This is a genomic window from Clostridium fessum, assembly GCF_027698965.1.
GTDB classification, from domain to species: domain Bacteria; phylum Bacillota; class Clostridia; order Lachnospirales; family Lachnospiraceae; genus Otoolea; species Otoolea fessa.
Genome location: NZ_JAQEQF010000004.1, coordinates 78,959 through 97,065 on the forward strand (window position 1 = coordinate 78,959; position 18,107 = coordinate 97,065).

23 protein-coding genes are annotated in these 18,107 nt (G+C 52.6%); all 23 read left to right on the forward strand.

Annotated features, from left to right (window positions below):
• Window positions 1-65: 65 nt before the first annotated feature.
• The 23 genes from PG862_RS06660 to PG862_RS06770 all read left to right on the forward strand — a co-directional run bounded on the left by PG862_RS06660 (window position 66) and on the right by PG862_RS06770 (window position 18,001).
• Window positions 66-536 carry a PcfB family protein gene (locus PG862_RS06660; protein WP_107001182.1) on the forward strand — a complete coding sequence of 157 codons (471 nt, stop codon included), beginning with the start codon at window positions 66-68 and terminating at the stop codon, window positions 534-536.
• Complete coding sequence (locus PG862_RS06665; RefSeq protein ID WP_107001181.1) at window positions 533-2,356, forward strand: VirD4-like conjugal transfer protein, CD1115 family; 1,824 nt, start codon at window positions 533-535, stop codon at window positions 2,354-2,356. The genes PG862_RS06660 and PG862_RS06665 overlap by 4 nt, the downstream gene beginning before the upstream one ends.
• Window positions 2,357-2,445: 89 nt before the next feature.
• Window positions 2,446-2,661, forward strand: a complete 216-nt coding sequence (locus tag PG862_RS06670; RefSeq protein ID WP_016306504.1) for a Maff2 family mobile element protein — start codon at window positions 2,446-2,448, stop codon at window positions 2,659-2,661.
• A gap of 39 nt (window positions 2,662-2,700) precedes the next feature.
• On the forward strand, window positions 2,701-3,567 hold the full coding sequence (locus PG862_RS06675; protein ID WP_009901636.1) for a VirB6/TrbL-like conjugal transfer protein, CD1112 family: 867 nt from the start codon (window positions 2,701-2,703) through the stop codon (window positions 3,565-3,567).
• Window positions 3,568-3,608: 41 nt separating this feature from the next.
• Window positions 3,609-4,148, forward strand: a complete 540-nt coding sequence (locus PG862_RS06680; protein WP_107001180.1) for an MT-A70 family methyltransferase — start codon at window positions 3,609-3,611, stop codon at window positions 4,146-4,148.
• 42 nt (window positions 4,149-4,190) lie between these two features.
• Window positions 4,191-4,682 (forward strand): SpoVG family protein, encoded by a 492-nt coding sequence (locus tag PG862_RS06685; RefSeq protein WP_270706912.1) that lies wholly within the window; start codon window positions 4,191-4,193, stop codon window positions 4,680-4,682.
• Window positions 4,657-5,277 (forward strand): DUF7007 domain-containing protein, encoded by a 621-nt coding sequence (locus tag PG862_RS06690; RefSeq protein ID WP_182435827.1) that lies wholly within the window; start codon window positions 4,657-4,659, stop codon window positions 5,275-5,277. The genes PG862_RS06685 and PG862_RS06690 overlap by 26 nt, the downstream gene beginning before the upstream one ends.
• Window positions 5,278-5,321: 44 nt before the next feature.
• Window positions 5,322-5,708, forward strand: coding sequence for a PrgI family protein (locus PG862_RS06695; RefSeq protein ID WP_016306500.1), 387 nt, complete (start codon window positions 5,322-5,324; stop codon window positions 5,706-5,708).
• Entirely contained in the window at window positions 5,626-8,055 is a 2,430-nt protein-coding gene (locus tag PG862_RS06700; RefSeq protein ID WP_370823662.1) for a VirB4-like conjugal transfer ATPase, CD1110 family, read from the forward strand. Before PG862_RS06695 ends, PG862_RS06700 begins: the two co-directional genes overlap by 83 nt.
• Before the next feature lie 279 nt (window positions 8,056-8,334).
• On the forward strand, window positions 8,335-10,002 hold the full coding sequence (locus PG862_RS06705; protein WP_107001176.1) for a C40 family peptidase: 1,668 nt from the start codon (window positions 8,335-8,337) through the stop codon (window positions 10,000-10,002).
• 22 nt (window positions 10,003-10,024) lie between these two features.
• Window positions 10,025-10,291, forward strand: coding sequence for a DUF4315 family protein (locus PG862_RS06710; RefSeq protein ID WP_005927622.1), 267 nt, complete (start codon window positions 10,025-10,027; stop codon window positions 10,289-10,291).
• On the forward strand, window positions 10,278-10,925 hold the full coding sequence (locus PG862_RS06715; protein ID WP_107001175.1) for a DUF4366 domain-containing protein: 648 nt from the start codon (window positions 10,278-10,280) through the stop codon (window positions 10,923-10,925). The genes PG862_RS06710 and PG862_RS06715 overlap by 14 nt, the downstream gene beginning before the upstream one ends.
• Window positions 10,926-10,927: 2 nt before the next feature.
• Complete coding sequence (locus PG862_RS06720) at window positions 10,928-11,119, forward strand: hypothetical protein (RefSeq protein ID WP_003500082.1); 192 nt, start codon at window positions 10,928-10,930, stop codon at window positions 11,117-11,119.
• Complete coding sequence (locus PG862_RS06725) at window positions 11,120-11,521, forward strand: cysteine-rich VLP protein (RefSeq protein ID WP_050005650.1); 402 nt, start codon at window positions 11,120-11,122, stop codon at window positions 11,519-11,521.
• Between the two features lie 132 nt (window positions 11,522-11,653).
• Window positions 11,654-12,244, forward strand: a complete 591-nt coding sequence (locus tag PG862_RS06730; RefSeq protein ID WP_227589686.1) for a defense against restriction DarA-related protein — start codon at window positions 11,654-11,656, stop codon at window positions 12,242-12,244.
• Window positions 12,245-12,256: 12 nt separating this feature from the next.
• Window positions 12,257-12,439 carry a DUF4316 domain-containing protein gene (locus PG862_RS06735; RefSeq protein ID WP_107001173.1) on the forward strand — a complete coding sequence of 61 codons (183 nt, stop codon included), beginning with the start codon at window positions 12,257-12,259 and terminating at the stop codon, window positions 12,437-12,439.
• Entirely contained in the window at window positions 12,439-12,780 is a 342-nt protein-coding gene (locus PG862_RS06740) for a plasmid mobilization protein (RefSeq protein WP_015553878.1), read from the forward strand. The genes PG862_RS06735 and PG862_RS06740 overlap by 1 nt, the downstream gene beginning before the upstream one ends.
• A gap of 160 nt (window positions 12,781-12,940) precedes the next feature.
• Window positions 12,941-13,279, forward strand: a complete 339-nt coding sequence (locus PG862_RS06745; RefSeq protein ID WP_016306492.1) for a hypothetical protein — start codon at window positions 12,941-12,943, stop codon at window positions 13,277-13,279.
• A 3-nt stretch (window positions 13,280-13,282) separates the two neighbouring features.
• The gene (gene vapD / locus PG862_RS06750) at window positions 13,283-13,651 is read left to right on the forward strand and encodes a VapD family protein (protein WP_016306491.1); all 369 of its coding nucleotides are present in this window, start codon (window positions 13,283-13,285) and stop codon (window positions 13,649-13,651) included.
• Window positions 13,652-13,812: 161 nt separating this feature from the next.
• Window positions 13,813-14,103 (forward strand): CD1845 family protein, encoded by a 291-nt coding sequence (locus tag PG862_RS06755; protein WP_023042378.1) that lies wholly within the window; start codon window positions 13,813-13,815, stop codon window positions 14,101-14,103.
• 94 nt (window positions 14,104-14,197) lie between these two features.
• Entirely contained in the window at window positions 14,198-15,598 is a 1,401-nt protein-coding gene (locus PG862_RS06760; protein WP_431833070.1) for a relaxase/mobilization nuclease domain-containing protein, read from the forward strand.
• Window positions 15,599-16,233: 635 nt separating this feature from the next.
• Complete coding sequence (locus PG862_RS06765; protein ID WP_107001171.1) at window positions 16,234-16,770, forward strand: hypothetical protein; 537 nt, start codon at window positions 16,234-16,236, stop codon at window positions 16,768-16,770.
• Between the two features lie 808 nt (window positions 16,771-17,578).
• Window positions 17,579-18,001 (forward strand): RNA polymerase sigma factor, encoded by a 423-nt coding sequence (locus PG862_RS06770; protein ID WP_107001170.1) that lies wholly within the window; start codon window positions 17,579-17,581, stop codon window positions 17,999-18,001.
• Window positions 18,002-18,107: the final 106 nt, after the last annotated feature.

The window sequence follows — 18,107 nt, forward strand, 5'->3', positions numbered from 1 at the left end:
TTCTGTTCGCCGAGATTGTACGGGGGCCTCCCGGATAGCGGGAACCCCGACGGAAAGGAGGTTTTATGCAGGAAGAAGTAAACCAAAAAACGGTTGCCCTTTCGATCAGGACAACGAAGCTCACGGGAAAAGTGCTGGCTGCCGCTCTTGGGAAGGTGGTGCGGACGCTGCAAAAGCACCACCGGAAGGCGCTGACCCCACAGGGACGCCAGAGTGTGAAAAAGCTGATGAACCACTATGGCGGCAAAAGCGCCATGCCCTATGTGGGAGCCCCGAAGGATTTTGACCGGATCGCGAAGGAGTTCCATGTGGACTACGCTTTCCATAAAGTGAGCCCCGGCCATTACCTGCTGTTTTTCAAAGCCAATCAGGCGGACGCTATCACGGCGGCCTTCCAGAAGTACAGTGCAAAGGTGCTGGACAAAGAGCAGGACAAGCCTTCTATCCTCGGCCAGCTTCGGAAATTCACGGAGCAGATCAGGACGCAGGCAAAGGAGAAGCAGCGGACCAGAGAGGCGGTGAAGGACGGACGTTGAGTGACAAGATCAGAAAATATGTGCTCCCCAACCTGCCGTACCTCTTTGTGTTCTGGTTTTTTTCCAAAATCGGGACGGCCTACCGGACTGCACCCGGCACAGACTTCGGGACAAAGCTCATGGGGATGCTCGACACCTTCCCGAAAGCCTTTGAAACCTACTGGCCGGGGCTGGGCGGTATTGACCTGCTGGTGGGCCTTGCCGGTGCGGCTGGGATGTATCTGCTGATACAGTCAAAGATCAGGAAGGCAAAAAAATTCCGGCGGGATGCGGAGTACGGCACCGCCCGCTTTGGAACAAAGGAGGATATAAAGCCGTTTGTAGACCCTAAATTTCAGAACAATGTCATTTTAACCGGGACGGAGTTCCTTACCATGAACACCCGTCCGAAGGTACCTGCCAATGCCCGGAACCTAAACGCCTGTGTCATCGGCTCGTCCGGCTCGGGAAAGACAAGGTTCTGGCTGACCCCGCAGCTCCTTCAAGCCCATTCCTCGTATGTGGTGGTAGACCCGAAGGGCGGCACCCTCGACCAGTGCGGGCGGTTCCTGCAAAGGGAAAAATACAGGGTGCGGGTGTTCAACAGTATCGACTTCTCCAAATCCATGCACTACAATCCGCTGGCCTATATCAAGACGGAAAGCGATGTTTTGAAATTCGTTACCGCCCTGATTGCCAATACCAAAGGCGATGGCAAGGAGGGCGACGAGTTCTGGACAAAAGCCGAAACCCTTTTGTACTGCGCCCTTGTGGCCTATATCGTCTTTGAGGGGCCGGAGGAAGAACGCAACATGAATACGCTGGTGGAAATGATAAACAGCATGGAAGTCCGGGAAGATGACGAAACCTTCAAAAATGCGGTTGACTATATGTTCGATGGGCTGGAACGCCGCAGTCCCCAGCACTTCGCTGTGAGACAGTATAAGAAATACAAGCTGGCCAGCGGCAAGACAGCTAAAAGCATACTGATTAGCTGCGGAGCCAGACTTGCCCCCTTTGACATTCCCCAGCTTCGGGAGATCATGTCCTATGACGAACTGGAGCTTGATAAGCTGGGGGATGAAAAATCAGCGCTGTTCTTCCTTATCAGCGACACGGACACCACCTACAACTTTTTGGTTGCCCTCGCTTTTTCGCAGATGTTCAACCTTCTGTGTGAACGGGCTGACAATACCTATGGCGGGCGTCTGCCCTACCATGTGCGGGTGCTGTGGGACGAGGCTGCCAACACCGGGCAGGTGCCGGGGCTGGAGAAAATTGTGGCTGTCATCCGTTCCCGTGAGATCAGCCTGACACTCTTTTATCAGGCTATGAGCCAGTGCAAGGCATTGTACAAGGACCATTCTGAAACCATCATGGGCAACATGGACAGTATCGTGTTCCTCGGAGGCCGGGAGGCTTCCACCCTAAAGGATATTTCGGAAAACTGGCTGGGCAAGGCCACCATCTCCATGCAGACCGAAGGCCGGAGCCGGGGGCAGTCTGAAAGTTACAGCCAGAATATGCAGCGGCTTGGCCGGGAGCTGATGACTACCAGCGAGATCACCACCATGCCCGGGGATAAATGTATCTTGCAGCTTCGGGGGCTCCCGCCCTTCCTGTCCCCGAAGTATGACTTGAAAAAGCACCCGAATTACAAGTACACAGCCGAATTTGATAAAAAGAAAAACGCCTTCCGCTTGGAAAGCCTGTTCCGCCACCGGCCATTGAGACTAAAGCCGGAGGACGAATACACGGTGTACGAAGTGGACGGCTCCGACACGGACGAAGAAGCTGACCTGTTGAACTTCGATGATCTGGACAGCGACGAGTTCGTGTAACTTCGGGCCATGATGACCCGAAGCGCCGCCGATGTGGGCGGCTTTTTTTGTACCCAAAACCATCAAACAAACAAAATGGAGGAACGTATATGGAATTTTTCAATCAGGCAATCGACATTCTTAAAATTCTGGTCATGGCTCTTGGCGCCGGTCTGGCGGTGTGGGGTGTCATCAACCTTCTGGAAGGTTACGGGTCGGACAACCCTGCGGCAAAATCACAGGGCATTAAGCAGCTCATGGCTGGCGGCGGTGTCGTTCTGATCGGCCTTCAGCTTATCCCTCTGCTGTCCGGTCTGTTCAGCTAAGTGTCACCCGTTGTCCCTTTTTCCAGAAGGAGCTGATGTATGGACTTTATCATCGACGCAATCGTTGAATGGCTGAAAGGTCTGCTCGTCGATGGTATCATGGGAAATCTGGACGGCCTTTTCGATAACGTCAATCAGAGCGTTGGCGAGATCGCCACACAGGTCGGCACGACCCCGGCGGACTGGAACGCCGGGGTCTTTTCCATGATACGACAGATCTCTGAAACTGCCATCCTGCCAATCGCCGGGGTCATCCTCACTTTTGTAATGACCTATGAGCTGATACAGATGCTCATAGAACGCAACAACCTCCATGAAGTTGACACATGGATGTTTTTTAAGTGGGTGTTCAAAACCTTTGTGGCTGTGATGATCCTGACGAATACCTTCAATATCGTGCTGGCGGTCTTTGATGTGAGCCAGCATGTGATACAGCAGTCAGCGGGCATTATCCAGAACGGGACAGAGATCACGCCGGATGTGCTGGACAGTCTACGGACAGAACTTGAAGCGATGGAGTTGGGTCCTCTGTTCGGACTCTGGCTACAATCCTTCCTGATCCAGCTTACCATGATTGCCTTAAATATCGTGATCTTCGTCATCGTATATGGCCGTATGACTGAAATCTATTTACTCACAAGTTTAGCGCCTATCCCGTTTGCCACAGTCCCCAACAGGGAAACCGGACACATGGGGCAGAACTATTTCCGCTCCCTCTTTGCGGTGGGCTTTCAAGGTCTGTTGATCTTAGTCTGTGTCGCAATCTATGCGGTGCTGATCCAGAGTATCGCCACCGACGGCGACCCCATCGGGGCGATCTGGGGCTGCGTGGGATATACGGTGCTGCTGTGTTTTACCTTATTCAAAACAGGCAGTCTTGCAAAATCCATCTTCGGCTGCCATTAAGAGACTTCGGGCCATGCTGACCCGAAGCGGAAAGGAGGATCATGCCGAAAGAAAAATTTTCGATAATCTATGCAGATCCACCGTGGCGGTATGAGCAGAAAAACAGGCAGGGATCAGCAGAGCTTCATTATCCCACTATGAGTATTGAAGAAATTTGTTCCCTTCCAGTGGCCGACTTGGCTGCAAAAGACAGCGTTTTGTTTCTGTGGGCAACATTCCCACAACTGCCGGAAGCCTTAAAGGTCATTAAAGCATGGGGCTTTTCTTATCGTTCTGTGGCTTTTGTATGGATAAAGAGGAACCGGCGCTCCTACTCATGGTTTTACGGTCTGGGGTATTGGACCAGAGGCAATGCAGAAATTTGTCTTTTAGCAGTAAAAGGACATCCGAAGCGTAAGTCTACCGGTGTTCACCAGCTTATTGTTTCCCCGATAGAGCGCCACAGTAAAAAGCCGGACGAGGCCAGGCGGAAAATTGTAGAACTGATGGGCGATATACCACGAGTGGAATTGTTCGCCAGAGAAAAAAAGCCCGGATGGGACGTGTGGGGAAACGAAGTTGAAAGCACTGTAAACTTGTAACAGCTTCGGGTCATGCTGACCCGAAGCGGAAAGGAGAAATCCATGCAGGAAAAAAATGCGGGCGGAACACCAGCTGCCCCTATAAAGCTGGATGTAAGCGTGCGGGTCATCGAACCTGTGAAAAACCTCATGGGCTTTGCCAGCGTGAAATTCAATGACTGCTTTGTGGTGGAAAATCTGAAAATCGTACAGGGCAGCAAGGGGCTCTTTCTTGGGATGCCCAGCCAGCCAGACGGCAAAGGCGGCTACCGGGATATGGCCTACCCTGTCACAAAGGAGTTCCGGGAACAGCTCAACACCGCTGTTCTGCAAGCCTATGAGGCAAAGCTGGAACAGATGGCCGGAGCGTGGCTCTGTGGGGCGTGCATCCATCAGCGACCAGCTCAAAGCCGGAAAAGCGGCTGCCGAACAGGCAAAGGCAGAACGGCCTCCGAAGGAAAAGCCCAGCCGCAGCGCAGAGCGTTGACCTCGGGCCATGCTGGCCCGAAGCAGAAAGGAGGCGGGAACCATGCCACGCAAACGGACGGGCTATGACGCGGCCTGCTATTACGACGGAAAACTGCTGGGCCGCTGTACCAAAGCGGACAGCGATGCCTATACCCTGTTGATGAACGCCTGCGGCGGGGAGGCCGCCCGTGTCCTGCGGGAATACGCCTACTTTTCCCCGGAACTTCGCGCCATATTGGAAAAGGCGGCGCTCATGCAGGCGGACCGGAGCCGGACGGGCGGAATGTTCCATGCGCCGAAAAGTTCCCCGTGGGGTGATGTGCAGAGCTGTGAAACCCTCTGTCCAGGGGTGTTTCTGGTATCTACCGCCAGCCACGGCGGAACGATGGTGGCAAACGAGGTAGCCGCCGTCCTCTCCCCAGCAGCGAAAAAGTGCGGCTTCAAGGATAAGGGCTATATCTGCTATGAGGAGGACGCGCAGGAAAGTGTGGTGCTCCGGGAACTGTTGGACAAAAAGCTGTGGAACATACCTGACCGCATTAAGGACAAAGGGCAGTTTGAAGAAAACCTCAACCAGTCCATCCGGCAGTATAATCCCGAATACTGGCGGGCAAGGCAGAGCGGACGTAAGGCCGCCGAAGCCGCCCGCAGTACAGCCCCGGCCAAAGAGGCCGCAAGATGACCTCGGGCCATGCTGGCCCGAAGCAGTAAAGGAGGTGTACCCAAATGGCCTATGTGCCAGTACCAAAAGACCTTTCCAAAATTAAGACAAAGCTGGCCTTCAATCTGACGAAGCGCCAGCTTGTTTGTTTTTCCGGCGCAGCGGCGGTGGGGCTCCCGGCCTACCTGCTTTCCCGTGACAGTATCGGGAACAGCGCCGCCATGTTCCTAATGATCGGCCTCATGCTCCCGTTCTTCTTTCTGGCTATGTATGAGCGGGACGGCCTGCCATTGGAAAAAGTGCTGAAAAACATCATCCGCACCCGGTTCCTCTATCCCCGGGTGCGGCCTTACAAAACCGAAAACTTCTATGCGCTGCTTAGCGCCAGAAAGGAGGCGCAGCCGATTGCAAAACAGCAGAAGGGCCGGAAAGCCCGCAGGCAGAAAGCCTGAAAAGCAGGGCCTTACCGGCCTGTTCACAAAGGGAAAGAACATTCCCACCACCGCCCAGCAGACCCTCCCTTACCGGGAAATGTACCGGGATGGGGTGTGCCGGGTAACGGACCGCTATTACACCAAAACCATTGAATACGAGGACATCAACTACCAGCTCGCACAGTCCGAAGATCAGGCGGCCATCTTTGACGGGTGGAGCGCCTGCCTCAACTACTTTGACAGCAGCCTTCCGTTCCAGCTTTCCTTCCTCAACCACCGAAGCCGCCCGGGCAGCCGGTACAGCGTGAACATCCCCATGCAGGATGACGATTACAACAGCGTCCGGTGTGAGTATGTGGAAATGCTGGAAAACCAGATCGCCAAAAGCAACAACGGCATTGTCCGCACAAAGCTCCTGACCTTCGGCGTGAACGTGGACGACCTTTCCACCGCCAGGGCAAGGCTGGAACGTGTAGAGGCGGACATTTGCGGGAACTTCAAAAAGCTGGGCGTCAAGTGCCGCTCCCTTTCAGGGCTGGAACGGCTGGAGCTTCTTCACGGGCAGCTCCACCCCGGCAGCGGCTCCCCCTTCCGGTTTTCATGGGATATGATCCCCAAAACCGGGCTTTCCACCAAAGACTTTATCGCCCCGGACAGTTTCGATTTTCGTTTCAGCCGACTGTTCCGGGTGGGGACGACTTGGGGCGCTGCCTCCTACTTGCAGATTTTGGCCTCGGAGCTCTCGGACAAGCTGCTGGCGGAGCTTTTGGAAATGGATGCGGAAATGACCATCACCCTCCATATCCAGACCGTTGATCAGGCCGCCGCCGTAAAATCCATCAAGGCCAAAGTCTCCGACATTGACAAGATGAAGGTGGAGGAACAAAAGAAGGCAGCCCGGTCAGGGTACGACATGGACATACTTCCGCCCGACCTCGTAACATACAGCAACGACGCAAAGACCCTTCTGGAAGATTTACAGAGCCGGAATGAAAGAATGTTCCTGCTGACCTTCCTTGTGGTAAACATGGCTCCGACCCGCCGGGAGCTGGACAATGACCTGTTCACGGTGTCCGGTATCGTCCAGAAATACAACTGCACCTTGAAGCGGCTGGACTTCCAGCAGGAGGACGGTTTTCTTTCCAGCCTTCCGCTGGGCCATAACGGCATTGAGATCAAGCGCGGCATGACGACCAGCTCCACGGCCATTTTCGTTCCCTTTATGACGCAGGAGCTCCGCATGGATGGCGAAGCCGTCTATTACGGGCTCAACGCACTTTCCCATAACGTCATCATGGCGAACCGGAAAAAGCTCAAAAACCCCAACGGCCTGTTCCTCGGCGTGCCTGGCTCCGGCAAATCCTTTGCCGCAAAGCGGGAGCTTGTGAATGTGTTCCTTGCCACAAAAGACCGCATTATCGTGGTGGACCCGATGGGCGAATATTCGCCCCTTATCAGGCGGCTGGGCGGACAGGTCATCGAGATCGCCCCGGACAGCCCCCACCACATCAATCCGATGGACATTGATTTGAGCTTCGACGAGGAAAACCCGATGGCGCTGAAAGCCGACTTTATCCTGTCGCTGATGGAGCTGATCGTTGGCGGCAAGGACGGCTTGCAGCCGGTGGAGCGTACCGTCATTGACCGCTGTGTGCGCCAGATGTACCGGGAACACTTGCAGGACCCGGAAACAAGCAAAATGCCGACCCTCCAAACCCTGTATGACCTGCTCTGTTCCCAGCCGGAGGGCGAGGCGGTGCGGCTGGCGACGGCTCTTGAAATCTATGTGTCCGGTTCCCTTAACGTGTTCAACCATGAAACCAACGTGGACTTAAACCGCCGTCTGGTATGCCTTGACTTAAAAAAGCTGGGAGCCGGGCTTCGGACGATTGCCATGCTCATTATGCAGGACTTGGTAAACTCGCAGGTGTCCATGAATTTCCTCCGCGGTATCGCTACATGGTGCTACTTTGACGAATTTCATGTGCTGCTCCGTGACCGTCTGACGGCAAGCTATTGTGTAGCGATCTGGAAAATGCTGCGGAAAAAAGGGTGCGTTCCGAGTGCTTTAACGCAGAACGTAAAGGATTTTCTGGCAAGCCCGGAGATCGAGAACATCTTTGAAAACTCGGACTTCCTTGTGCTGCTCTCGCAGGCACAGGGGGACCGGCAGATTTTAGCCAAACAGCTTGGGATCAGCCCCCACCAGCTTTCCTATGTGACCCATACCAATTCCGGCGAAGGGCTGCTGTTCTTCGGGAACACCACCATCCCGTTTGTTGACCGCTTCCCGCAGAACACCGAGCTGTACGCCATTATGACCACCCGCCCGGAGGACAAAAAACAGGAAATGAACCGGGCATAACACACTTCGGGCCATGCTGGCCCGAGGTTTGGAAAGGAGGGATACATCATCGGAAAGAAACCGGACAAACGGAGTTTTCAAAGGCCGGGGCCGACGGAGGATACCGGGGGCAATCGCCCCGGACCGGCGGAACGGGAAGGGCCTTCCCCTGCACCATCCCGACGCCTGCGGTTTGAGGACGAGGATACCGGGCAGGACAGCCCTTCGGGCCACGATGGCCCGAAGTCCAAAAGCGGCAAGTTTCAAGAGGACAGCCGCAAAAGCCGTCCCTCTGACCGCATGAGGCAGGAGGATGAAGCGGGCGGGCCGCAGGATACCAGCAAGGCACAGGAGCCGGAGGGCTCCGCAGAGAATGCCGGGAGCAAAAAGGACAAGTACCAGAAAGCACAGGCAAAAGCGGAACACGCCGGGAAAAAGCTGGGAAAGGCTCGGGAGAAACTGGACAAGACCGAGGCAAAACGGGCAGCGAAGAAACCGCCGGGGCTTGCAAAAAAGGCAGTCCGGGGAGCCCGTACAGAAGCATGGTTCTATGTCCACAACAAGATCCACGAAGTCGAGCATGAAAATGTGGGTGTGGAAGGAGCCCATAAGTCGGAACTTGTGGCCGAGGCCGGAGCCCGGAAACTGACCCGGTATGCCAAACGCCGCTGGCAGGAACACCCGGCCCGGAAGGTGGCAAAGTGGGAACGGAAGGACATAAAAGCCCGGGCCAATATGGATTTTCAGAAGATGGCCTCCGAGCACCCGGAGCTTGCCAGCAATCCGCTTTCCCGTGTGCAGCAGAAATGGAAACTGAAACGCCGGTATTCCAAAGAAGCAAAGGCGGCTGCAAAACAGGGCGCAAAGGCCGCAAAGAAAACCGCTGCCGCTTCGGGAACTGCGACCCGGCGGGCGGCGCAGTTTGTGACCCGTCATCCCGTGGCGGTGCTGGTCCTGCTCCTGCTGTTGCTGCTCTGTTTTCTTGTGTCGGCGGTAAGCTCCATCTTCCCCACGCTTGGCAGCGGCCTTGCCAATGCGTTATCCGGCACCTCCTACGCCTCGGAGGATACGGACCTGCTGGGCGTAGACGAGGACTACACGGCGCTGGAAAACGAGCTGGCGCAGACGGTGGCAAACATCGAAAGCACCCATCCCGGCTATGACGAGTACCGCTATTCCGTGGACGAGATCGGCCATAACCCCTATGAGCTGGCGTCCTATCTCTCGGCAAAGTACCATGTGTATTTCCGGGAACAGGTGCAGGACGAGCTGCGGGAGATCTTTGAGGCACAGTATGAACTGACCTTGACGGAGGAAGTCGAGATACGCTACCGCACCGAAACCAGCACCGACCCGGAGACAGGGGAAACCACCACCGAGGAAGTCCCCTATGAGTATTACATCTTAAATGTGACCCTCACAAACAAGACGCTGCCTGCCGTGATCCTGCCGAGGCTTAACGAACAGCAGCGGGAAATCTACACCGTTATGCAGCAGCTCAAAGGCAACAAGCCCTATCTGTGGGAAGGGATTTACAACGGCGGCGAAGATACCGGCCCCAGCTATGAGATACCCGGCGAGGCGCTGGATGACCCGGCTTTTGCGGCGCTCATGGAAGAAGCCACAAAGTATATCGGCTGGCCCTATGTGTGGGGCGGCTCCAGCCCGTCCACCTCCTTTGACTGTTCGGGCTTTGTCTGCTGGGTGTACACGGCCAGCGGCGTCCACAACCTGCCCCGTACCACGGCGCAGGGCATTTACAACCAGTGCGCTATCATTTCTCCCTCCGAGGCAAAGCCCGGCGACATTATCTTTTTCACGGGAACCTATGACAGCCCCGGCCCTGTGTCCCATGTGGGGATTTATGTGGGCGACGGGATGATGCTTCATTGTGGTTCGCCCATCCAATACGCAAACATCAATTCAAGCTACTGGCAGACACATTTCTATGCCTTCGGGCGTTTGTGAGCCAGAGGAAAGGAGTCCTTGCATGAACAAGATCGACAAGCTCGATAAGGAACTGGAAAAAGCCCGGGAGAAGGCAGCCGAGTGGCAGGCCAAAATCCGGGAGCTGGAAAAGCAGAAACAGGAGGAAGAAAACAGCCAGATCGTGCAGGCGGTGCGCTCGCTCAAACTGACCCCCGCCCAGCTTATGGCTTTTTTGAATGACCCCAAAAACAGCCTTACCGCTTCGGGCCATACTGACCCGAAGCCGGAGGCACCCGAAAAGGAGGACACAGCCCATGAAGAAAACTAAATACCGCAGGCTGGCGGCGATGGCTGCCAGCCTTTTGTGTTGCCTGATCTTTACGGTCCCGGCCTACGCCCAGAGCAGCGAGCCGCAGCCGGAGACAGCTCCCGCCCCGGTGGAAACCGAAGCGGAGCCGGAAACCCAGAACCCCTTTACCCCGGACGGGACGGGAACCGTGGTGGACAACGCCACCGACGAGGACGGTAAAGAGTTCTACACCATCACCACCGCAGACGAGAGCGTGTTTTATCTGGTGATCGACAAACAGAAAACCAGCGAGAACGTCTATTTCCTCAATACCGTTACCACAGACGACCTTCTGCCTCTTGCCGAACAGGGTAAGGAACCGCCCCAAGAAGTGACCCCGGAGCCAGAGCCAAAGCCCACCGAACCTGTGGAGGAAGTACCGGAACCCGAGCCGGAGAAAAAGGACAGCCCCCTTCTCTCTCTGCTCCTGATCGGTGCGGTGGTGCTGGCCGGCGGTGGGATTGGTTACTATTTCAAGATTTACAAGCCGAAGCATGAGGCCCCGGATTTGGAGGATGATTACTGCGAATATGAGGACGGGGAGCTGGAGGAGATCGCAGAGGAACCCGAGGACGAAGATACCCCGCCGTGGGAGGAAGATACGGAGGAATGAGAATGAATTTTACAAGCAGCCCTTTTGAACGAATGATGAAGGAAGTACCGCACCCCGGCTGGGACAATGACGATCCTTGTAAGGGATGCCGTTACTACAAGGAGTGCAAAGGAAAGAAAAAACAGTGCCGGAAGAAGTTCCGGGCGCTGATCGTGGAGCCCCGCCCTTCGGGCCATCGTGGCCCGAAGTCATAAATGGACGCCCGGGAGCTGACCCGTGACGAGAAGAAGAAAATCCGCACTCTGGTCACGGGGATGTGCGCCAACTATGACCGGGAAAGCGGCCTGTGCCTTCCTCTTGACTGTGCCTGCTATATGCTGCACAAGTGCTGGACAGGGGCGTACTGCCGTTATTTCCGTGAGGCTGTCCTGCCTCTTAACCCGGAGCTTCAAGCGTCGCTGACAACGGAAGGCATCTCCCCGGAGCTGCGGGCCTGTGCGGTCTGCGGAAAGGCGTTTTTGCCCGAGGGGCGTCAAGCCTACTGTTCCGACGCCTGCAAGGCCGAAGGGAACCGCCGGAAAAGCCGGGAACGCATGAGGAAAATGCGGGAGAAAAGGCCGGGCGGCTGTTACGATTTGCCGCCTCCAAAGGCTTGACATTCCGGGCTTTTTTGAGGGTGTTTCCGGGGTGGGAATATCTTATTACATTCCTCCCCGGTCTGCCCTCTTATTTCGTAACATCCAGCACTTCGGGTCATGTTGGCCCGAGGCACAGAAAGGAGGGATCTCTTGGAGACAGTACAAGGATATGTGATTTTGAAAGCTGCCACCTTTGAAACTGGACACGGCTTTGCGCTTGGGCATAATCCGGGAGCGCCGAGCCCCTTTGTGACCTGGCAGTTTACCGAGGGGGAAAACGGCCATCGGGATTACTACTGGGGCCGCTATGGAAACAGCCAGGCATGGGCGCAGCGGGATTTTGACCGCCGGGTGGACGATTATCAGCAGCTTTACCATGCGGCGGTCAAGCATACCGAGCTGGGACCGGAAGGCGTTTACCGCTATTATTCCACCCAGCGGCCCGTGGACATAGGAACTTACCCGAAGCCGCCGGATAACCAGCCTCTTTCCATTGTCAACTACGACGATGACAGGCGGCGTCCTGTGGCAGACGGCAGGCTGATGGCATGGGGCGAACTGACCTACACAAAGCCGCTGACCGAAAAGCAAATGGAGGATTATGAACTGAAACCAGCACCGGGCAATCCTGACCGGGTGCGCTCATCCATTACCGCCCGGCTCAAAGAAGGAACCAGAGGGCAGGAACCCCCGAAGGAGCCCGGCCAGAAGCGGAGCCATAAAAACCATGAGGAACGATAAAGGAGGATCGCCATGCACGAAAAAGACAACTATCTGAAAACCGCCGAGCTCTCCACGGAGCAGAACTGCAACATGATTGACGGCGTACCCAACAACACGCCCATCCAACCCACGCCCCCGGAGCTGGACGCAAAACCGCTGGATAAGGTAAAGGAACCCAAAAAGCGCCGGAAAGGCCGGGAGCTGGAACGATGATGGAGAACCGCAAGCGGAATGTCCATCTGCACGTCATGGTAACGCCGGACGAGCTGGCAGCCATCCATGAACGGATGGCCGAGGCGGGCATTTCCAACGCCGGGGCCTATGTACGGAAAATGGCTCTGAACGGGTATATCCTGCACATCGACCTTGCGCCCGTAAAAGAATTGATCTCTCTGCAACGGCGCTGTTCCAACAATCTCAATCAGGTCGCCGTACACGCACACACCTATGGCGTGTACCCGGAGGAAATCGACGGATTGAAGCGGGACTATGAAAAGCTGTGGGGCGAGGTGTCAAAAGTGCTGCGGGAGCTTTCCGAGCTGGTGGCAAAGTAAGACGAGGGCGGCAGGCTTCCGTTGTGGGGCTTGCCGCCCTGCTCTTTTTTTACCACTTCGGGCCAGCATGACCCGAAGCCCGTCATAAAAAATTCAGATTTTCAAGATTGTAGAACCAGCTCTATAATGATATAATAATTCAAGAAGGGAGGCTGATACCATGCTGAAAATGGTTATTCGCATGAATGATGATAAAATCACAGCCGAAAATAAGTACCGGCTGGATGGCATTTACAACACAATCAATCATACATTCCAAACCGTGGGCCTTCCCCGTATGGAGGATGGTTCCGGCGCTTTGGTATTCCGTGACTGCGGCAGAGCGAGGGATTTTAGTCTGTTCGGCCGGATCGTCAATACCTTGAAGCGGCAGACATGGTTCATGGATAATGTTTCTGTGTGGCGTCTTTGTGACAGTGACGATTCTGACAGTCCAGATGATTTCAATGAAGAAGATCTGTTGACCCACTATCAGGAAAAAACAGCAATGAGGGCTTGAGTTTTGGAGAGAAAATATTTCAAAGCCTTAAATTTTGATCTGGACACCCATCAATTAAAAGAGCATTACCCCGGAGCCAATTACCGGCAGGCGTATGACGACTTGCGCCGGTTCTTCAAACGGCATCGTTTTTCTCACCGTCAAGGCTCCGGCTACATATCGGATGATAAGCTGGCAACTGCTGATATATACGACTTGATGGATGAATTAAGCAGACAGTTTCCGTGGATTGGAATATGCGTGAATAAAATTGATGTGACCAACGTGGGACGGCAGCACGATTTGACAGAGCTCTTGAAACCAGCAGAGGATATTGTTATCGACACTTCGCTGCTGACAGTTCCCGATTGCCCGCAGCAGGAAACAGAATAGCAGAAATTTGGCAGGACATGAATGTGTCCTGCTTTTTCTGTTTTCGGGCCATCATGGCCCGAAGGTTTGGGACAGGATTCACTAATCTTTCGCAACATTTATGTCCCCGGGCAGGCATGATAAAATAGAGGTAGGAAGGATAGATAAAGGAGGTTTTGGAGATGAAGATACTGCTGAAAATATTGGTTGCTCCCTTTGCTTTAGCGTTGTCCCTTCTGGCGGCTCTGCTGGTATTCCTGTTTGATATTTGTGCCGTCCTGCTGACGATTGCCTCTGTGATTCTGGTGGTGCTGGGTGTCGCTCTCTTTTTCACGCCGACGCCCATAGGCGGGATTGTATTTCTGTTTCTCGCTTTCCTTCTTTCGCCGTATGGACTGCAAGCGGCGGCGGGCTCCCTTCTTTGGGCGCTGGACGGAGGCAAATCCGCTCTGTACCGGTTTCTGGCAAGTTAAACAGCCTCGGGCCATGTTGGCCCGAAGTCGGGGCGGTCTGGATGGGCCGCCCTTTTCTCATGGAAAGGAGGGATGATTTCTGGCTACCACAACTTTGTTGCAGCGCCATGCGGGCGAAGGCGAAACGATTGCCGAGGCAATCCGGGATTGTCTGGACTATGGCAAGGACCCGGAGAAAACAGAAAGAGGAAAGTATATCTCCGCTTATGAATGTGATCCGGCCACCGTGGCGGACGAGTTCCTTTTGGCAAAAGCCAGCTATGCCGCTATGACGGGCCGGGAACAGAAAAAAGAAAATGATGTGCTGTGCTATCAGATACGACAATCCTTCTATCCGGGCGAGATCACCCCGAAGGAGGCGAACCGTATCGGCTATGAGCTGGCTATGCGCTGGACAAAGGGGCGGCACGCTTTTATCGTTACCACGCACACCGATAAGCAGCACATCCATTGTCACATTTATTACAACTCCACCACCCTTGACTGCACCCGGAAATTCCGAAACTTTTGGGGCTCCAGCTTCGCCCTCCGGCGGCTCTCTGACAGGCTGTGCCTTGAAAACGGGCTGTCCATTGTAGAGAACCCGAAGCCCCGGAGCAAGGGCAAGTATCGGAATTATGGAGAATGGCAGAAAGAACGAAAAGGGCCGCTTTCCTATCAGGACAGACTGCGCCTTGCCATTGATACTGCGCTGGCGGAACGCCCCGCTGATCTGGACGAATTTCTCAATCTGATGAAGCGGGCCGGATATGAGGTCAAGACGGTTCGGGGCGGCGGTATCAGTTTCCGGCTGACCGGGCAGGGACAGGAACGCTTTACCCGTCTGCGGGCTTCCACGCTGGGAGACGGCTACGACTTGCAAGATGTTCTGTCTGCCATTGAGGGCAAAGAAAAACGCCCCGGGCGCTCGGAACGGAAAATCAGTCTGGCGGTGGATATTCAAGCAAAGCTGGCTGCCGGTAAGGGGCCTGGATATGAACGCTGGGCGAAGGTATTTAACATTAAGCAGATGGCCGCCGCTCTTGCCTATATACAGGACAATAACCTGACCGATTATGAGCAGTTGGCGCAGAAAGCCACCGAGGCGGCAGACCGTTTCCATGCTATTTCCGAGCAGGTCAAGCAGACGGAACAGGCTATGAAAACCAATGCCGGGCTAAAGGCTGCAACGGTTCAGTATGCCAAAACCCGCCCAGTCTTTGAGCAGTATAAGGCGACGAAGTACAGCAGGAAATTCCTTGCGGAGCATGAGGCCGACCTTGAACTGTACCGGGTTGCACAAGCGGAAATGCGCTCTCTGCTGGGCGGGGCAAAGCTCCCCAAAATGGATGTGCTGAAGGAAGAAGGCCGTAAGCTCACAGCAAAGAAAAAACAGCTCTATGGAGAATACCAGAAGGCACGACGGGATATGCAGGAGATCGTCACAATCAAGGCGAACATTGACACTCTGATGGGCTACACCGAGCCGGGAAGAAAGCAGGAAAAGGAGCGTTAAGGTTATGAAAATAAGGAGCAAAGCGACGCTGACACTTCGGGCCATGTTGGCCCGAAGATATGGGTTTGGGGCGAGCCCCAACAAGCAGCCTTTGTGCCACTTGTGGCCACAGAGGCATTGCTTGCCATTTAGCTATTTAGCAATATACTGCAAAAAAGATTATTGAGTTTATACAACATCTATTGTTTTACGCAATACCTCCTTAAAATATCTATATTAAGAAAATTCGCCACAAATTTTCGGTGATTTATCAATCGCTTTTCGAGTTTTTATATGTTTATGCAAAAAGAATGATATTTTTTTTATATCAACAAGTTCTCTTTCTTTTTATCGTTTTAACTCAAACATCAAAACACAAAACTTGAATACCCGGTTTTTATATCAGAAAAATATACGATATATGTTGATAATTAACAATTTATTAAGTTTTATTTACCATTTTTAGATTATATTGCATATATAGGGATTCTGTGGTATACTACAGTTAGTTATAAAAAGCTCATAACCGATTAGTAAAGGGAGGGATACCATTGGGGCTATAGAGGAGGAGAATTTGAGAGAATAGTGCCTTACATAATGGTGGGCGCTAAAAAATCTGAGTTTGTTACTATGGTAAAGTCTCAAGGAGGTCATTTATGAAGAAAGGTTTGAAAAAGGCATTGGGTCTGTTGGTAGCGCTGAGTCTCATGGTAGTTGGTAGCGCATTTAGTGCTCTTGCTGCTGATTCTCCAGAACAGAGACAAACATTCAGTGTCGATCTGAATAATTTTGACGAAAGCCAGCCCTATTCGGAAACATTACATTTCGAGAAGGACGGTCAGCCGGTAACAGTGACACTTAGCTATACGCCTCCTTTAACTCGTGATCCTGCTACTGAAGGAACGTGGAAATCGGATGCATTTTGGGGTGTCGCAGGTATGGATTACAGATTTGACTTATCAAAGAGTGGTAGCCAGTGGAAAATTTCTAATGCACGTGATTTAAATACCTACTGTGTTGGCGGAACGGTTGAAGATGAAAGTTTAGCCATTGGCCGTGCAACATCTACCTCAAGCAAAGCGGCCGAAGTGACTGGCTCTATGAGAGCAAATGTAGTCGGCGGAGTAGGAACACTTTCTTTCGCTTTAAGAACGGAAGTTTTTAATGGAGAAGTTTCTACCGTATTAAATTAAGAATAATATAAGTAGAGTCCTATTCAAAAAGGTGTTGATGTAAATATGTCGGCAATGTCTATATTTTTTCTAGTTGTATGCTCCGTCCTTGGACTTGGTGTTTTATACTGTATAGCTCGAATTATAGGATGGCTATTCAATCAGATAAAAAATAATGCTGATTAAGTGAAAGCAATTATACAATTTAAAAGGGTTGTTGCAAAGAGAAAAGTAATGTTCTGTATATGGTAGATTTAATAATTGACATATACTATATATAGTAAATTGAGTCTGTTTTGTAACAACCTTTTTAAAAGAAAATTTTTAGTAACAATTAGATAGAGTAGAGGTACGTTAACCATTAACATATCCTCTACTCTATTTTTTTATTTTTGCCTCCTATCTACGACAAATTTTGCAAAAAATACATTATATGATAATAAAAGAACTACGAGATTTTTACGCGGAGGTTGCTAATAACATGAGTTAGATTATTGAGAAAAAATAGATGAAGCAACGCCCCTTTTGCTTTACCTCCTCCTAGATGGGAGGAGTTTTATTCCAATTTAAACTTTTTTAAGGCTCAAACAAGCTGTTATTTGTTTGAGCTTTTTTTATGTTCGACACCTTATTTCAGGATTTGCTATCGAAACAGAGCCAGTCTTGAGATAAGCTGTCGAGGCTTTTTTAGAACGAGTAGCCATCTTTACTATTTTATAGATTTTTCACTGTTATTTTTTGAAAATTTCAGAAATTTCAGCCTACATATACGCTCCCCGCCGCTTCTGTTTTGTTGTCCATCCATCACAAAACAAAGCGGAGGTTCAATATGGCTATTATAAATTTACGGGACTATTACCCTTTTTATACGTCAGACTACTTTATGGAAGTACCAGAAGATGTTGTTGAAATGTTCAAGGAGTTTGACCGGAAGGAAGCCGCTTACCGTCTGCGTACATACCGGCACAAAGCCTATTACTCCCTGGATCGGAATGATGGAATTGAGCATGAGGCGCTTTTCGTTGCGTTCTCTCCCTATGAACTGTATGAGCGTAAAGTGACGATACAAGAACTCTATACCGCCATCTCACGACTGCCCGACAAACAGGCAAAGCGCATTTACGCTCATTTCATTCTCGGCTTGACGAAACAAGACATTGCCCGGGCCGAGGGTGTGGATGAAAAGGTCGTGCGGCTCGCCATTGAGCGCGGCCTTCGGAACTTGGAAAAAATTTTAAAAAAATTTTTATAAGGTGTACCGATTTCGCCTCAAAAATGAAATGGCTTATGAGAGGCAGTCAAAGCCTCGGGCCACATTGGCCCGAAGCGGGACACGCCTCACGCAGATTGAAAACTGA

What these genes read in the sequence shown, in the direction of transcription:
- PG862_RS06660 (WP_107001182.1), top strand. Translation starts at nt 66, where the DNA reads ATGCAGGAAGAAGTAAACCAAAAAACGGTTGCCCTTTCGATCAGGACA.
- PG862_RS06670 (WP_016306504.1), top strand. Translation starts at nt 2,446, where the DNA reads ATGGAATTTTTCAATCAGGCAATCGACATTCTTAAAATTCTGGTCATG.
- PG862_RS06675 (WP_009901636.1), top strand. Translation starts at nt 2,701, where the DNA reads ATGGACTTTATCATCGACGCAATCGTTGAATGGCTGAAAGGTCTGCTC.
- PG862_RS06680 (WP_107001180.1), top strand. Translation starts at nt 3,609, where the DNA reads ATGCCGAAAGAAAAATTTTCGATAATCTATGCAGATCCACCGTGGCGG.
- PG862_RS06685 (WP_270706912.1), top strand. Translation starts at nt 4,191, where the DNA reads ATGCAGGAAAAAAATGCGGGCGGAACACCAGCTGCCCCTATAAAGCTG.
- PG862_RS06690 (WP_182435827.1), top strand. Translation starts at nt 4,657, where the DNA reads ATGCCACGCAAACGGACGGGCTATGACGCGGCCTGCTATTACGACGGA.
- PG862_RS06695 (WP_016306500.1), top strand. Translation starts at nt 5,322, where the DNA reads ATGGCCTATGTGCCAGTACCAAAAGACCTTTCCAAAATTAAGACAAAG.
- PG862_RS06700 (WP_370823662.1), top strand. Translation starts at nt 5,626, where the DNA reads ATGCGCTGCTTAGCGCCAGAAAGGAGGCGCAGCCGATTGCAAAACAGC.
- PG862_RS06705 (WP_107001176.1), top strand. Translation starts at nt 8,335, where the DNA reads ATGAGGCAGGAGGATGAAGCGGGCGGGCCGCAGGATACCAGCAAGGCA.
- PG862_RS06710 (WP_005927622.1), top strand. Translation starts at nt 10,025, where the DNA reads ATGAACAAGATCGACAAGCTCGATAAGGAACTGGAAAAAGCCCGGGAG.
- PG862_RS06715 (WP_107001175.1), top strand. Translation starts at nt 10,278, where the DNA reads ATGAAGAAAACTAAATACCGCAGGCTGGCGGCGATGGCTGCCAGCCTT.
- PG862_RS06720 (WP_003500082.1), top strand. Translation starts at nt 10,928, where the DNA reads ATGAATTTTACAAGCAGCCCTTTTGAACGAATGATGAAGGAAGTACCG.
- PG862_RS06725 (WP_050005650.1), top strand. Translation starts at nt 11,120, where the DNA reads ATGGACGCCCGGGAGCTGACCCGTGACGAGAAGAAGAAAATCCGCACT.
- PG862_RS06735 (WP_107001173.1), top strand. Translation starts at nt 12,257, where the DNA reads ATGCACGAAAAAGACAACTATCTGAAAACCGCCGAGCTCTCCACGGAG.
- PG862_RS06740 (WP_015553878.1), top strand. Translation starts at nt 12,439, where the DNA reads ATGGAGAACCGCAAGCGGAATGTCCATCTGCACGTCATGGTAACGCCG.
- PG862_RS06745 (WP_016306492.1), top strand. Translation starts at nt 12,941, where the DNA reads ATGCTGAAAATGGTTATTCGCATGAATGATGATAAAATCACAGCCGAA.
- PG862_RS06755 (WP_023042378.1), top strand. Translation starts at nt 13,813, where the DNA reads ATGAAGATACTGCTGAAAATATTGGTTGCTCCCTTTGCTTTAGCGTTG.
- PG862_RS06765 (WP_107001171.1), top strand. Translation starts at nt 16,234, where the DNA reads ATGAAGAAAGGTTTGAAAAAGGCATTGGGTCTGTTGGTAGCGCTGAGT.
- PG862_RS06770 (WP_107001170.1), top strand. Translation starts at nt 17,579, where the DNA reads ATGGCTATTATAAATTTACGGGACTATTACCCTTTTTATACGTCAGAC.